The 15954-nt window shown below is 62.8% G+C and carries 12 protein-coding genes; 9 read left to right on the forward strand and 3 right to left on the reverse strand.

Annotated elements, in window-relative coordinates; translation table 11 throughout:
* Positions 1–92: 92 nt before the first annotated feature.
* The 8 genes from AC4CWH_RS24300 to AC4CWH_RS24335 are packed head-to-tail and all read left to right on the forward strand — an operon-like array spanning position 93 to position 10204.
* Positions 93–593 carry a thiamine pyrophosphate-binding protein gene (locus AC4CWH_RS24300; RefSeq protein ID WP_491285791.1) on the forward strand — a complete coding sequence of 167 codons (501 nt, stop codon included), beginning with the start codon at positions 93–95 and terminating at the stop codon, positions 591–593.
* Positions 590–1198 (forward strand): thiamine pyrophosphate-dependent enzyme, encoded by a 609-nt coding sequence (locus tag AC4CWH_RS24305; RefSeq protein ID WP_491321768.1) that lies wholly within the window; start codon positions 590–592, stop codon positions 1196–1198. The genes AC4CWH_RS24300 and AC4CWH_RS24305 overlap by 4 nt, the downstream gene beginning before the upstream one ends.
* Before the next feature lie 10 nt (positions 1199–1208).
* Entirely contained in the window at positions 1209–2777 is a 1569-nt protein-coding gene (locus AC4CWH_RS24310; RefSeq protein WP_491321769.1) for a GMC family oxidoreductase, read from the forward strand.
* A gap of 37 nt (positions 2778–2814) precedes the next feature.
* A complete protein-coding gene (locus AC4CWH_RS24315; protein ID WP_491321770.1) occupies positions 2815–4209 on the forward strand; it encodes an amidohydrolase family protein in 1395 nt (464 codons plus the stop codon).
* Positions 4206–5072, forward strand: a complete 867-nt coding sequence (locus AC4CWH_RS24320; RefSeq protein WP_491321771.1) for an aromatic ring-hydroxylating dioxygenase subunit alpha — start codon at positions 4206–4208, stop codon at positions 5070–5072. The genes AC4CWH_RS24315 and AC4CWH_RS24320 overlap by 4 nt, the downstream gene beginning before the upstream one ends.
* A 1-nt stretch (position 5073) precedes the next feature.
* Positions 5074–8205, forward strand: a complete 3132-nt coding sequence (locus AC4CWH_RS24325) for a molybdopterin cofactor-binding domain-containing protein (RefSeq protein ID WP_491321772.1) — start codon at positions 5074–5076, stop codon at positions 8203–8205.
* Entirely contained in the window at positions 8202–8678 is a 477-nt protein-coding gene (locus AC4CWH_RS24330) for a (2Fe-2S)-binding protein (RefSeq protein ID WP_491321773.1), read from the forward strand. Before AC4CWH_RS24325 ends, AC4CWH_RS24330 begins: the two co-directional genes overlap by 4 nt.
* Before the next feature lie 11 nt (positions 8679–8689).
* Positions 8690–10204: an aldehyde dehydrogenase family protein gene (locus AC4CWH_RS24335; protein WP_491321774.1), complete on the forward strand. Its 1515-nt coding sequence runs from the start codon at positions 8690–8692 to the stop codon at positions 10202–10204.
* 87 nt (positions 10205–10291) lie between these two features.
* Here the strand turns inward: AC4CWH_RS24335 and AC4CWH_RS24340 are convergent, their stop codons facing one another.
* Complete coding sequence (locus AC4CWH_RS24340) at positions 10292–10435, reverse strand: hypothetical protein (RefSeq protein ID WP_491321775.1); 144 nt, start codon at positions 10433–10435, stop codon at positions 10292–10294.
* A 125-nt stretch (positions 10436–10560) separates the two neighbouring features.
* On the opposite strand from AC4CWH_RS24340, the gene AC4CWH_RS24345 reads away from it, so the two are divergent.
* Entirely contained in the window at positions 10561–11631 is a 1071-nt protein-coding gene (locus tag AC4CWH_RS24345; protein WP_491321776.1) for a MarR family transcriptional regulator, read from the forward strand.
* On the opposite strand, the gene AC4CWH_RS24350 is transcribed toward AC4CWH_RS24345, so the two are convergent.
* Together AC4CWH_RS24350 and AC4CWH_RS24355 are read right to left on the reverse strand one after the other, a co-directional pair.
* Positions 11600–12790 (reverse strand): ROK family transcriptional regulator, encoded by a 1191-nt coding sequence (locus AC4CWH_RS24350; protein WP_491322329.1) that lies wholly within the window; start codon positions 12788–12790, stop codon positions 11600–11602. The genes AC4CWH_RS24345 and AC4CWH_RS24350 overlap by 32 nt on opposite strands.
* A 137-nt stretch (positions 12791–12927) precedes the next feature.
* On the reverse strand, positions 12928–15948 hold the full coding sequence (locus AC4CWH_RS24355) for an alpha-mannosidase (protein ID WP_491321777.1): 3021 nt from the start codon (positions 15946–15948) through the stop codon (positions 12928–12930).
* Positions 15949–15954: the final 6 nt, after the last annotated feature.

Raw genomic sequence — 15954 nt, forward strand, 5'->3', positions numbered from 1 at the left:
ATGTTGCCTTTTGCGCAACGAATGCGTCAGAAGATATCAGCTATTCGGAACACTTCAGGTTTGCGATCCTTTGTTCGAAACGAGGGAAAACCATGAAGCCATCATCCGTCGATGCCGTGATCCGCGGGCTGAAGAAAGCCGGCGTCAGCACCGTCTGCTACCTGCCGGACTCGCTCTTCAAGGAGCTTTACCCGGCACTTGATGCCGATCCGGATATCCGCACCATCCGCGTCACCAATGAAGGCGAAGGGGCTGCCATCTGCGGCGGCGTCTTTCTCTCGGGCAAGCGGGCAGCGCTCATCATGGAAAATTCCGGCCTGCGCGCCTCCGTCGAGCCGCTGGCCCGCATGGGGCTGGGGGCTGGCATACCCGTCATCATGCTGATGAGCTATCGCGGAGAACTGGGCGAAAACAACTGGTGGGCCATTCCGCACGGTATCACCATGGAACCGGTGCTGAACGCGTTGCGCATTCCCTACCGCGTGGTGCGCGAGGAAGACGAGATCGAGCAGTCGATCGTCGATGCCTATAACTGGTCCTACAATGCCTATTACCATTCGGCCATCGCCCTTGGCGGGAGTATCGTTCGATGAAGCGCTATGACTGCATGAGAATTCTGGCCGAACGGCTGAAGGACGAGCTGGTGATCCTGTCACTCGGCGCCTCCGTCGATGAATGGTACAATGCAGCCCCGCACATGCGCGCGGCAAGCCTCTTCCAGCAGCAGCTCGGTTGCGTCACCCCGCAGGCCTTTGGTCTTGCAACCGGCCTGCCGCACCGGCGTATCATTTCGCTCGATACGGATGGCGGCATGATGTTCAACCTCGGCATTCTGGCAACGCTTGGCAATGAGCAGCCGAAGAACCTCTTCATCGTCGTCTGGGACAACGAATGTTACCAGTCGATCGGTGGGCCGCCGACGCATACCGCCTTCGGGCGTGTCGACATTGCCGCCATTGCCCGCGGGGCCGGCGTCGAGCATGCCTACACAGTGCGCACGCTGGAGGAGTTCGAGACCCATTGCGCTGCGGGGCTTGCCGCTGACGTTCCTTACGTGGTCGTGGCCAAGGTGGCCGGCACCGTGCAGCCGGATATCAAGCGCAAGCATTCGGACGGGCGCGAGGACAAGTATATTTTCGTGCGCCATGTGGAGGCGACCGAAGGCATCGTGATCATGGGGCCGAGCGAGCACAATTGAGGCCGATGCAATGACCGACGTCCCGCCCATCCTGCCGAACCGCACGCTGCAAAAAGCCTATGACTATATCGTCATCGGCGCGGGCTCCGGCGGGCTGCCGGTGGTGCGCCGGCTGATCGATGGCACGGATGCCACCGTGCTTCTGGTGGAAGCGGGCGAGCCGGGGCTTGGCATCGCGGAAATCGACGATCCGCGCCAATGGGTATCGCTCGGGCGCGGCCGCTGGGACTGGGGTTATGATTATACGCCAACGCCCCGCGTCAACGGCCACACGATCGGCATTCCGCGCGGCAGGGCGCTCGGCGGGTCATCGGCGATCAATGCGATGATGTGGTATCGCGGCAATCCGAACGATTATGACACCTGGCAGGCGGCCGGCTGTAACGGATGGTCCTTCCGTGATGTGCTGCCTTTCTTCAAGAAGGCGGAGGATTGGGAAGGCGGCGAAAACGTCTGGCGCGGTGCCGGCGGCCCGCTGAAGATCACCACCAGCAAAAAGCTGCATCCGGTGGCGCAGGCGATGCTGGATGGCGCGGGCGATCTTGGCATTCCGGTGATTGCCGATCCGAACGGGGAAAATAACGAGGGCGCCTGTCCCTCCAATCTCAACATTGCCGATGGCAGGCGCTGGAGTTCGGCGCGTGGTTATCTTTATCCGATCCTCGATCATCCGCGCCTGACGGTACTGACCGGCTCGCAGGCCATCGGCCTGATAATCGAAAATGGACGCTGCACCGGCCTTCGCCATCTGGTGAATGGAACCGTTGTCGAGACCCGTGCGACAACGCAGGTGGTGCTGTCGGCCGGCGCCTTCGATACGCCGCGCCTCCTGATGCTGTCCGGGATCGGAGATCCGGCCGAACTGAAACGGCTCGGCATTCCGCTGGTCCATGCGCTGAAGGGCGTCGGGCGCAATCTCCAGGATCATCCGCTGGTACAGGCCGTCGTCTGCCGCTCAAAAGTGCCTCTGGGCGAGGTCCTCGACAATGGCGGCGGCACGATGATGAACTGGAAATCGGATGCCGGCCTTGCACAGCCCGATGTGCATAGCTTTCCCGTCCAGGGAAACAGTGCGGCCCCCGGCCTTCGCGCGCTGCACGATATGTCGGGCACGGTGTTTTCGCTGGGCGCCGGGCTCATGCATTCGAAAAGCATCGGCACCCTGCGTCTGCTGTCAGCCGATCCGTTCGGCCCGCTCGACATCCAGCCGAACTATTTTGCCGAACCATCGGATATGGAAGCAACCGTGTGCGCCATCGAGATGGTGATGGCGCTTGCCGAAACCCCGGCCTTTGCCACCCTGTTTGACGGGTTTGCCGCTCCCAACGGTCGGTTGTCGCGCGCGGCCTTGCGCGAATTTGCCCGAAACGGCTGTTCCACCTTTTTCCATCCGGTCGGCACCGCAAAAATGGGCCGGGACGACATGGCCGTTGTCGACAGCCGGCTTGCCGTACATGGGCTCGACCGATTGATGATTGCCGATGCCTCGGTCATCCCCGTCATTCCCACCTGCAACACCCATGCGCCCGTCACGATGATCGGCGAGCGGGCCGCAGCCTTTCTTCTGGAGGCGGCGTGAAACTCGCGTCCTTCGTCCTGAAACCCTGGAGCAGACCATGACCTCGACCGCAACGATCCTGACGGCTGATTATCTTCTGACCATGGATGCGCAAAACAGCGTCATTCCGGAAGGCGCCGTCGCCGTCGAGGATGGGCATATTGTCTCGGTCGGCACGCTGGAGGTGGTCAAGGCCAGCCATCCAAACCTTCCCGTCAAGAGGATCGATAACGCATTGCTGATGCCGGGCCTCATCAATGCCCACGCCCATTCCGGCTTTCTGCGCGGCACGGCCGAACACCTGCCGGTCTGGGACTGGCTGACCATCCATATCAACCCGATGCACCGCGTGCTTCTGCCGCACGAAGCGGAAGCGGCGTCTTATCTCTGTTACGCGGAATCGGCGCTGTCGGGCACCACGACTGTGGTCGACATGTGGCGCTACATGGATGGAAGCGCGCGGGCCGCCGAGGCGATTGGCACCCGGCTTGTGGCCGTGCCCTATGTCGGCGAACATCCCGACTACAATTATTTCGACACGCTCGACATGAACGAGACGATGATCGAGACATGGCACCGCAAGGCCAATGGCCGCATCAATGTCTGGGTTGGCCTTGAACATCTGTTTTATGCGGATGCGGCGGGCCAGAGCCGGGCGATTGCCATGGCCAAGCGCCACAACACCGGCTTTCACACCCATTGCTCGGAAGCGGAGGTGGAGGTTGGCGGGTTCCTCGAAACCTATGGCAAGAGGCCGATGCATGTGCTGGAGGATCTCGGTTTCTTCGAGGCGCCGCGCACCATGCTTGCCCACGCGGTCTGGCTGGATGATGCGGAAATCGAGCTGATTGCCAAATACGCCGTCTCGGTCGCCCATAATCCGGTGTCCAACATGAAACTTGCCTCCGGCATCGCCCCGATTGCCGACATGCTGGCAGCCGGCATTCCCGTCGGGCTCGGAACCGACGGTGAAAAGGAAAACAACAATTTCGACATGTTCGAGGAGATGAAGACGGCCTCGCTTCTGGGCAAGTTGCGTCACCACGATGCCTCGGCCATGGACAGCTGGCAGTGCCTGCGCATGGCAACCAGTCTGGGCGCCAAGGCAATCGGGCTCGAAGACGAGATCGGCTCACTGGAAGTGGGCAAGCGGGCGGATATCATCGCCGTGCGCACCGATACGCCACGCATGACGCCGCTGTTTGGCGAGGGCCCCTATTTCAACCTGCAGCACAATCTCGTCCATGCGGTGCGCGGCGGCGATGTCGCCATGACCATGGTGGACGGGCAGATTATCGTCGAAGACGGCGTCCTGAAGACCGGCGATATCAAGGCGATCATTGCCGATATCCATGCCATGGCACCGGCCCATTTTGCCCGCCGCGCCGAATGGCTTGCAGCCAATGGCGGCGGCACCAAGCAATGGATCAGCGAAAAGGCATCTGTCGCATGAAGACGACCGACCAGGTTGCACTCGATGACTGGTATGCCGTTGCGACCGCTGGCGACCTGACGCCGCTGCCGGTGCGCACAAAGCTGCTCGGCCAGGATATCGAAATGCGGCTTGGCCCGAACGGTCAACCGCTGGTGCGCGAAATTGGCCCCGGCGGCCAGCTTGGACCCGCACTGCCCGTGCAGGTGAAGTACGGCTGTCTGTTCACCACGCTCGGCACGCCGGAAAAGGATATCGTCCATATCGAGGAAGCCCTGGAGGCGGATCGGCGTTTTGTGCTCTGCGGCTGGGTGACCATGCGCGCCTCCGGCCTTCGGGTGGTCGAGAACTTTCTCGATATGGCGCATTTTCCTTTTGTCCATACCGATATCCTCGGCTCCGAGCCGTATACGGAAGTGCCGAATTACCTGTCCGAGATCCGCCGCGACGTGGACGAGGTCTGGGCCACCAACTGCACCTTCTTCCAGCCGCGCATCGCTGCCACCGAAAGCGAGGGCGATTTCGTGCAACTGACCTACCGCGTGCCATCACCTTTCGTGGTGATGCTCTACCGGGTCTGTCCAACGTCGCCGAACCGGCTCGATGCGATTGCGCTCTTCATCCAGCCGATGGAAGAGGGGTTTTGTCGCGCCCAGCCGGTGATGTATCTGGTCGATGCGGTTTCGCCGCACAAGGCGCTCCTCAACTTCGAACAGGTCATCTTCCTGCAGGACCGCATCATCGTGGAAAACCAGCGCCCGCTGCTTTTGCCGCTGGAGCCGCGCGCGGAAATTCCGACGCGCGCTGATTCCTCCTCCATTGCCTATCGCCGCTGGCTGAAAGAAAAAGGCATCCGTTTCGGCACCACGGCCGGGGCCGCCTGAGATGGAGGTTCTGGCCCCCGACACGTTGGAAAAAGCGCTTCTGGAAGCAAGTCAGCCAGAAACGCGCCTCATTGCGGGTGGCACGGCACTTCAGCTCGACTGGGCAAAGGGGCGTGTCCAGCCCAGGCGGATGGTAAGCCTTGCCCGCATTCCAGCCCTTTCGGGGGTTACACAAGGGCAAAGGGCAGTTCGTATCGGCGCCATGACGCCGCTCGCAGACCTTTTGCACGCACCAGAAATCACCGCACGACTGCCGCTTCTGGCCGCAGCCATTCGCGTCGTGGCAAGCCCCTCGGTTCGCAATCTGGCAACGATCGGCGGCAATATCGCCGGGCGCACCGGCTGTCTTCTGCCCGCCCTTCTGGCGCTTGATGCGGTTGTCGAATTTGCGAGCCTTTCCGGAGCCGGCAGCCTGACACTGGAGGACTGGCTTGCGGATACCGGCCGAGAGCCGGAAATCCTCACCGCCATCCACATCGCGCCGCAAGAGCCGGACGAACGTTTCGTGTTTCGCAAGACAGGACTGCGCGCCGCATTCACGCCAAGCGTCATCAATGTCGCCGGCCGGATTTTGCCGGGCAGAGGTAGCCCCCGCTTTGCCCGTCTTGCGGTCGGCGGCGGCATTGTTTCGCCGGCACGCCTGCGGGAGGCGGAAGCGCTCGCCTGTGGCGATGGCGACTGGGCAGCCCTTCATGCGGTCCTCCTGTCGACCATTGACGCGCCTGACGATGATGTCCGTTCCGCCGCCTATCGCCGGACCGTTGCGGCCAATGCACTGACCTTTGGTCTTGGCGGCTACCTGCCGGCCCGTGCGCCCGCAATGTCGGCCGCCATCGAGCCTCAAAGCTTACAAACGGAAAAGGTCGAGACGGCGCTTGGCCGCACCAGATCGCCGGAGCGCTGGCATATCCGCCCGGACTTGCCCGCCAAGATCGAGGGCACCCTGACTTACCTCACCGACCACCGCCAGAGCGATATGCTTGTCGGGCGTATCCTGCGGGCAGGTATCGCCCATGCGCGCATCCTCTCCATCGATACGACCGAGGCGCAAGCCTTGCCCGGCGTCGCCGCCGTCGTCACGCACCGCGACATCAGGGGTGAAAATGCCTTCGGCATCGTTGTGCAGGATCAGCCGGCGCTTTGCTTCGACAAGGTTCGCCACCGCGGCGATCCGGTCGCAGCCGTTGCCGCCGTCGATGATGCGACGGCGCAAAAGGCGCTGTCGCTGATCAAGGTTGTCTATGAACCGCTTGCCCCCGTCACGGATGCCGAGGCCGCCCTGCTGCCGCAGGCCGTGCAGGTGCATCAAAACGGCAATCTGCAACGGGAAATCCGCTTTTCCCGCGGCGATGTCGCCCATGGTTTTGCAGGTGCTGCCCATGTGGTGGAAGACACCTATGTCACGCCCCGCCAGATGCACGGTTTCATGGAAACCGAGGGCGGTTATGCCTTTATCGACCCCGATGGCATGCTGAACGTCTGCGCCGGCGGCCAGCATGGTGGGCGCGACCGGTTGCAGCTGTCGCGCATTCTCGGCCTGCCGGAAGACAGGATCCGGGTCGTCACATCCCCGACCGGCGGAGCCTTCGGCGGCAAGGACGAGCTATCCGTGCAGCCGGCCTTGGCGCTTCTGGCGCTGAAGGCAAAACAGCCTGTACGGCTGCACCTGTCGCGGGCAGAGTCCGTGCTCGCCGGCCAAAAGCGCCACCCGATGACGATCCGTATGAAAACCGCCTGCGACGCAAGCGGCATTCTTCTGTCGCAGGAGGTGGACGTGCTGGCGGATGCGGGTGCCTATGCGTCTCTCGGCCCCGGCGTGCTGGAAACCGCGATGGAGCATGCAGCCGGACCCTATACCGTTTCCCATATCGCCACGCGCGGCCGCCTTGCCTATACCAATAACGGGCTGTGCGGCGCCTTTCGTGGTTTTGGCGCCAACCAGATGACCTTTGCCATTGAATGTCAGATGGACCGGCTGGCAGCCCTGTGCGGTCTGTCGCCGGTGGAGATCAGGCAGCGCAACCTGCGCCTCCCCGGCACCCCCGGTTATCTCGGTCAGACGGTTGCCCCGAGCGAACGGCTTGATGAAATGCTGACGGCAGCCAAGGCGAGCCCGCTCTGGAGGCGGCCGCAAGGGCTTTGCGATGACGCAGAATGGCTGATCGGCACCGGTATGGCGATGAACTACCAGGGAAATGGCCTCGGATCGGTCATCCCCGACCCTTGTGCTGGCCGGCTTTCCCTGACGAAGGATGGTTTTATCGAGGGCGCCTATGGGCTGGACGAGATGGGGCAGGGGCTGCTTACCGCCATCTGCGCGGCGGTTTCTGCCGAACTCGGCTGCGCGCGCTCCGATGTCCGGCCGCTCACTGGTGATACGCGGCTGGCGCCGGATTCAGGCTCCACCACGGCCTCACGCGGCAGCTATGTCGTTTGGGCGTCCGCGCGCAAAGCCGCCCCTGAATTCCGCCGGCAGATGTGTGACGCGGCCGCAGGTCTTCTGGGGTGCGATCCGCAGCGGCTGGTGTTTGCGCCCGGCGGGCTGGCGGAGGCCGGCAGCAATAGCGGGAAACTGCTCGTGACCTACCGGCAGCTCGCCGACCACCTGCCGGACGCCGATCTTCCCTCTGTGACGGTAACCTACGAATTTCCGAAGACCGATTATCCCGCCAGCAATGCGCGCTATATCTTTGCCTTCGGGGCCGCGCTGGCCCGCGTTGCGATCAGCCGCGTCACGGGCCAGTTGCGGGTGCTCGATCTACATCAGCATTCTGCCGCAGGCCCGATCATCGATCTTGCCGCCTATCTCGGCCAGCTTGAGGGCGGTGCCGTGCAGGGGCTGGGATTTACGCTGAGCGAAGACTGCCAGATGCGCGACGGCGCCCATCTTGCCGCCAATCTCGACACCTACATGCTGCCCGGCATCCAGGATGCGCCGGCGGACCTCAGCATCTTCGCACTGGAGGATCTGGATGCCGGCGACGAGCTTGGGCCGCGCGGGGCAGGCGAACTTGGCATCGGTTCTATCTCGCCGGCCATCGCCAACGCCATCTTTTCTGCCGCGGGCTATTGCCCGGCCGTGATGCCGATTGATCCGGAGACCCTTCTTTCCCGGCTAGTGGTGCCCGAATGATCCTTGATTTTATCCTCGACGGCAAACCAGTTTCGCTCGAATGCACGGCCGATACGCGCCTGACGGATATCCTGCGCGAGCATCTGGCGCGAACGGCCACCAAGCTTGCCTGCGGCATTGGCCGCTGCGGAGCCTGTTCGGTTCTGATCAACGGTCGGCTGGCCAATGCCTGCCTGCTGATGGCCTTCCAGCTTGAGGGCGCAGAGATCATGACCGTCGAAGGGCTCCTGGTGCATCCCCTGGGGCAGGCGGTGCGGGAAGGCTTGGCTGAGGAAAACGCCTTTCAGTGCGGCTATTGCGCGCCAGGCATGTCGCTTGCGCTGGTTGCCCTGTTTGCCGAAAAACCCGATGCCGGGGAGCGAGAAATCCGTGCCGGACTGGAAGGCAATCTCTGCCGCTGCACCGGCTATCATTCGATCATCAGGGGCGCGCTGAACGCTGCCTCCCGCATCCGCGCCGCGTCCGGCACTTAAGGAATACCGACATGACCCTAGCACTCACCCCCTTTGCCCCGAAGAGCCAGGGCGCCAGAGATTTTCTGGCAAAGCGCCGCAAGCATATGCTGATCGGCGGCACATGGCGGAACGGCGCATCGGCTGTCTGGTTCGAAACGGCCGATCCGGCCACCGGCGAGATCCTTGCCGAACTGGCAGAAGGCACGGTGGCGGATGTGGACGAGGCTGTGGCCAGCGCCCGCGCAGCCCTTTCCTCGGCCGCCTGGAAGGGGTTGACGCCGTCGCAACGTGGCAAGCTGTTGTGGAAAATCGCTGAACTGATCGATACCCATGCGGACGAACTGGCCGCGTTGGAAACGCTCGATCAGGGCAAGAGCTTGAGGACCAGCCGCTTTGCTGAAATTCCAGCCTCCGCCGAGCAGTTCCGCTATTTCGCCGGCTTCTGCACGAAAATCCTCGGCACCACCATTCCAACCTCGATCAGCTATCAGCCGGCGGGAAAACAGATCTTTGCCTATACCACGCGTGAACCGGTCGGCGTGGTCGCCGCCATCACGCCGTGGAACTCGCCGCTGCTGATGGCCGCGATGAAACTTGCACCCGCTCTTGCTGCCGGTTGCACCGTGGTGCTGAAGCCGGCCGAGGAAACCTCGCTGACTGCGCTTCGGCTGGGCGAGCTGATGCTGGAAGCCGGGTTGCCGGACGGCGTGGTCAACATCGTCACCGGTTTTGGCGAGATCGTCGGCGCAGCCCTCACCGCCCATCCCGATGTCGACAAGGTTGCTTTCACAGGCTCGACGGAGGTGGGCAAGCTGATCGTTGCGGCGGCTGCCGGCAACCTCAAGAAGCTGACGCTGGAACTGGGGGGGAAATCACCCGCTATCCTCATGCCGGATGCCGATATGACCTTGGCAATCGATGGCGTGGCACGCGGTATCTTTTCAAACTCCGGCCAGGTTTGCGTTGCCGCCTCGCGCGTTTATGCCCATCGCTCCATCTGTGAAGCGGTGGTTGACAGGCTGTCGAAGGCAGCATCCGCGCTGCGGCTCGGTCATGGGCTCGATCCGGCAACCGATCTTGGGCCATTGGTCAACCGCCGTCAGGCCGACCGTGTTGCCGCCTATGTGGCGGAGGGCCGCGCGGCAGGCGCTGAAATTACGGCCGGCGGCATCCAGAGCGGTGAAAACGCCACCTTCTACGCGCCGACCGTGGTCACCGCGGTTCGCCCGGACATGCGCCTGATGCGCGAGGAAATTTTTGGCCCGGTCGTCGCCGTTACGCCCTTCGACGATGTGGAAGAGGCCATAAGTTATGCCAATGACAGCCCCTACGGCCTGGCCGGCAGTATCTGGACACAGGATCTCTCCGCCGCCCACCGACTGGCGGCACAGGTGAAAGCCGGCACGATCTGGATCAACTGCCATTCCTATTTTTCACCCGAACTGCCCAAAGGCGGCCACCGCCAATCCGGCTGGGGGTATGAAAACGGCGCACAGGGACTGGAGAATTATCTGGAAACCAAGACGGTTTGCGCTGTCGTTTGAGCAATACTTGCGCCGTCGGGGTAGGAGTTGCAACCTCCTGACGCTTCTGGCCAAGGCGGACCGGACGACGGGATGCGCAAGGCGGCATCACGGCTTCTCGATGCCGTGGTTGCCCTTGCCGGCTTCGCCAACCCGCTCTGCAATAGAGCCCTGACGTCTCGTCTGTGTGAACGAGACTTCGGTCAAGACCAACAGGACGCCGCTGCGGGGCTGGTGCAAGCGTCTGGCCATCCCAGATGTCAGCCAATTGCGGATGAAGCGCGCAGTCACTAGCGCTTTGCTCGGCGATAAAATACGCTAAAGCATTGGTCATGCGATGACTATTTCAGATCAAAGCAGGGAAAGCGGGCTGTCATTTGAAAACTGGCCGACGTTTGGCGCGGGCACGGGCGCGCACAGGTGAGGGCGCTCGCACGGGACCGGGTATCAGCCCGGAGGATATTGCCGACCACAATTCTCGGGTCGTTCTGGCGCTGTTGCGCAGCCTCGGTCCGTTGACGCGCCAGGAGCTTTCCGGACACTTGAGCCTGACGGAACCCGCCATCAGCGGGATTATCCGGCGCCTGGTTGAGGCAGGTTTCCTGGAGGAGGGAAAACGTGACGTCGGCGCGCGTTACAAGGCTGCCGAATTTGCCATTCGCCCGGCAAGCGCTCACGCGCTTGGCCTTTGGCTCTGCCCGGACCGTGGCGAGCTTGTCATGGCAGATCTCCTTGGAAATGTGCTCGAAGAGCAGACTTTTGCACCGGCGGACATGGCGGCTGCGGTGAAGCTCGCGTTGTCGCAATACGGGCAAAATCTCTGCGGCGCCGGTATTGCCTGCCACCCAGGCGTCGAGCCGGATCGGGATATGTTGGCTGCGATTCTGCCGGGACGACCCCTGTTTTATGCCAAGGATACCGAGGCAGCCGTTGCCGCCGAACGGATGCTCGGCATTGGCGAGCCGGAAGGTGGCTTCGTGGTCATCCTGCTGGACGAGACCGTGCGCGCCGGCCTGATGACCGGAGGCGCCTTCTTTCGCGGCGTCCATGGCAGGGCAGGTGATATCGGCGCCATGCGGCCGGGCCGCGAGGAAAGGAGCCTGAATGAAGTGGCAAGTGCTGCTTCCCTGCGTCGACATCTTGATGCTTTTGGCCAAGGCGGACTGGACGACTGGATGCGCAAGGCGGCATCACGGCTTCTCGATGCCGTGGTTGCCATTGCCGGCTTCGTTTCTCCGGGTGCTGTGCTGATCGGTGGCGATTTGGCCGATGAGGTGCTCGATCGGGTGATCGGCATGATGATTGCGGACCGGGAGAAAAAACGCAGCTATTTCGTGGCGACATCCTGGATCCCGCCGATCATGCGGCTTTCCTTTTCCCATTGCGGTGTTGCCCGCGGGGCCGCGATGCTGCCCTTTATGGAATTGCTGCTGCCAAAGCCGCATTAATGAGCGCATCACTGTGCGGCGAACCGGATAATGGCACCCGCGTCTGCTGTGCCGTTTCGGCCGATGGCAGGCAGAGGCGATGCGACAGCGGCATGGTGGCCGCGCCCAGCGCTGCTGCATCCTCCGAACTTGCTGCACGGTGGAGCGAAGGCGCGGGCATTCCCCGGCGTGTGATCTCGTCGCGCACATGGATCAGCAGTTCATCAATGAGCCGCACCGGCAGCCGCCCGCCGATCAGCACCGCTTCTGGGTCCACCAGCATGCCGATGTCGATGATGGCTTCTGCCAGCGTCACGGCAAACCGCTTCAGCCAGCCACTCACCAGATCCCGGCCGCGGACATCGAGCGTCAGAAGATCGGCCGGCCGGGAGGCGGCAATGCCGTTTTGTTGCAGGTGGTCGAGGAGCAGAAACAGCGAATACATGTCGCCGAGGGGTCGCGTTTCGCCGGCACCCACTCCCTCTGTCATGACCACCGGCAACCAGCCGATTTCCCCACCCAGCCCGCCAGCGCCCTTATGGCGCACGCCATTGATGACGAGGCTGCCGCCGAGACAGGCGTTGACGAGGATATAAAAGAAACTGCCGATTTCCGTACCAAGACCGTATTCGATTTCGCCCAAGGCTGCGGCATTCGCATCATTGTCGATGAAAACCGGGTGGCTGGTCACCCGCGACAGCGCGCCGCGCACGTCAAAACCGCTCCATTCATCATAATGCGGCGGACGCCCGATGACACTGACCTCACCCAGCCAATCGGGAATGGCAAGACCGATACCGGCAAGTCTTTGCTCGTGGATGACCCGGCGGCGCAGGAAGGAGGACAATGCCTCCTCCATCAGCCGGGTGAAATCCCGCGGCAGGATGAAGCGTTGTTCGTGGTGGATACGGCCGCGAATATTGCCGGCGGCATCGACGGCAACCACCGTCAGGTGATCGCGGTCGATATTGGCGCCGATGGCAAAGACGCCTTCGGGATCGATTTCCAGTTCGATGGCCGGCTGGCCGCGAAGCCCTTGGCGGCGACGCGCTTCCATCACCAGTCCCTCATCCAGCAGCCGGTCGACGATGCGGGTCACGGCCTGTTTGGTGAGGCGAGACTGACGGGCGATTTCGGTGCGCGAAATCGGCGCGCCGCGATGGATCGCGTTGAGGATCATGGCGCGGTTCTGGGCTGCGGCCTGTTCGCCATTGGCGCCTAGGTAGTTCACTTATCTTCCTTTTCAGTCTCATCCCGGCGGTTATGCAACCCCGCCGGGATGATGCCTCAAAGCCTCGCCTGAAGAAAGCGGGCGTTTTATGCTTTGCGAAGACGCCAGCTTTTCACTTCGAAGGGCGACAGTGCATCGGCGGAGACGCCCTCCATGGGCTCCTCCAGGATCGACAGCGGCCCTTCGCTTTGCCAGCCGGGTGCCAGTGCCAGCTGGAAAGACCCGCGCCGGCCGGACGGTTCGTAGACGCGCAGGATCAGGCCATCGCCCTCTTCGGCAGGCTTCAGCGCCGATAGCGCGCCCGCAATGCCATCTGCCTTGATCGGCTGCCACGTGCCGCAGGCGCGGCCGGATACGGCCATGGCCACCAGCGGCTGGTTGAGGTCTTCCGCTTCCTCGCGCACACCTGCCTCGTGCCATGTACCCTCATGCGGCATCAGCGCATAGGTGAAGGCCTGGCCGCCTTCATCCGCCAGCGGATCCGGATAGATCGGCGAGCGCAGGAGCGAAAGCCCCAGCCGGTTGCCGCGCATGGAGTGGCCGTATTTGGCGTCGTTCAACAAAGCAAGACCGAAGCCGGGTTCGGAGAGGTCGACAAACCGATGCGCCGGCGCTTCGAACATTGCCTCGTCCCAGGAGGTGTTGGTGTGGGTGGGGCGCTCCACCACGCCATAAGCGCATTCGCACACGGCGCGCGGGCTGCGCACCGCCACATCCGTCACCGTGCGCAGCAGCACGCGGCGATCGTGCCAGTCGAGTTCGGTAAAAATGTCGAGGCGGCAGGCATTGGCACCAAGCGACAGCGTCTGGGTGATCGTGGAATTGCGCCAGCGGCGATGGATGCGGATGGCGGCGCGGTGCGGTGTGTTTTCGATGAGTTCGATACTGTCGAAGCCGGTGATTTCCTCGGCGCGTTCGGCATAATCCTCTTCCACATCCCAGGCATCCCAGCTGCGCGGTTTGTCGGAGGGATAGGCAAACAGCCGGTTGCCGCGGCCGTCAAGGGCTTCGCGGCCGCTTGGCTTGTGCAGGAGGCTTGCAATCGAGCCGTCGTCAGCGAGCGTTACCTTCAGGATATCATTTTCGAGGTGGCGGTCGGTGGCGCTGAGGCCGGGTTGTGCGGCAAGGGCTGAGGCGGGCAGCACCGTGACCGAGAGAGGCGCGAGCGTGCCTTCGCCGGAGACGGTGCCTTGCGGCAGCGTCAGGCGCAAGGGGCGGTGCGAGAGCGAGGGATTGACGACCAGAACCTCGCCGTCGTTGCCCTCCGGCAGCGTTGCGGCAAGGGCGTCGAGCGCTGCGGTTTCCACCGCCTTTGCGCCTTCAATCACGCCTTCCAGTTCCACGCGGGCATCCTCGTAGACCTCCGCGATGGAGGAGCCCGGCAGGATGTCGTGGAACTCGTTTTTCATCACCACGCGCCAGGCCGGCTCAAGCGATTGCGGCCGCTCTGCGCCGAGAAGATGGGCAAGGCTTGCTACCGTCTCGGCCGTAATCAGGCCGCGTTCGGCGCGCCGGTGCAGGCGCTTGACGTCGCTCTGGCTGGTCAGCGTCGCGCGGTGCAGTTCCAGATAGATCTCGCCCTGCCAGACATGCATTTTCTGGTTTTCAGCGGTCGCATGGGCCTTTTCGAAAAAGTCCTCGACGCGGGTCCAGCGTGCCTCGGGAATGGCCGGGAAGACACGCAGCTGTTCTTCGCGCAGCAGCATTTCCGGCGTGACGCCGCCACCACCATCGCCGTACCCGACGCAGAGCAACGTCGTGTCGTGGCGATCCTTCTGGCGAAAGTTCTTCCAGGTCGGCACGAAGCAATCCGGCTGCACGAAACCGTTATAGCCATGCATGGGGTTGTCGAATGTATGGGCGAGAACCCGGCTGCCATCCAGCCCCTCCCACCAGAAGAGGTCTGAGGGTATATGGTTGGATTCCGACCAGTTGACCTTGATGGTGAAGAAGCTTTTCATGCCGCCCTGCACCAGAAGCTGCGGCAGGGCGCCGGAAAAACCGAAGCAGTCGGGCAGCCAGCAGGTGCTGTGGCGGGTGCCAAAGGTCTTTTCGAAATAACGCTGGCCGTAGAGGATCTGGCGGGCAAGGCTCTCGCCTGTCGGCATATTGGTGTCGGGCTCCACCCAGCAGCCACCGAGCACTTCCCACTGGCCGGATTTCACCTTCTCGACGATCTTTGCCAGAAGCGCTGGATCGTCTTCCTCCAGCTGCGCATAATAGTGGGCGGTGGATTGGTTGAAGCGGAAATCGTCATTGCCTTCCATCAGCGACAGGGTGGAGTGGAAGGTGCGGCGCATCTTGCGGCGTGTTTCGTCATAGGGCCACAGCCAGGCGAGATCGATATGGGCATGGCCCGTCAGCGCGATCTTGCCCTGCGGCGGGAAACGCTCGCGAAGTCCGGCAAGCTTTGCCATCAGCGTGTCATAGGCGCTGATGACGCTTGCGCGCTGCTGATCGGTCAGGCCTTCCGGGTTTGCCTTCAGCTCCGGCAGGCGCCAGATCTTCTGCTGCATCGGGCCGGGAGCTGTGCGTGACACGTAATCGGCGGTGGCCGAGGGCCAGTCGAGGCTGAAGAAGGCCTCTTCGGCAGCCGAGAGAAGATAGGGCACGACGTCATGCCCATCGAGCACGGTGAGCGCTTCGGCGATCTGGCGAAGCAGCAGCCAGAGATGATCCACTTCCTCTTCGATCCAGAACAGTTCGGCCCGTTCCAGCCGCGGCTGGCGCACCGGTTCGCCGAAGGGCAGGCGTGCCACCGTGTCCGAGGTGATGGAGAATTGCTGGGAGGGGAGGCGGAATTCGCGGTGATAGGGGTCCACGCCGTAGCTTTTCGCGCTGCCATCGGCCGCGGTGATGGTGATCAGGCTTTCGCCGCCGAAATCGAGATAGAGGCGGGCGCGCTCCAGCGGCCAGTCCGAGGGCACTGTCGCTTGCGTGGAAAAATGCACGAGGCTGTCCTTCACCGGCCAGCGGTCGCCGATGGTAATCGGCGTGCCGTTGAAGGACCAGCTGTCGAGCGCAAGCGTTGCGCGGGCGCGCCAGAATTGCAGTTCGGCCGTGCGGACCTGGAGCCGTTCGAGGCGTTGGGCATGGGTAAGGGTCATGGGATC

This window comes from Neorhizobium sp. PAMB6716, assembly GCF_058242805.1.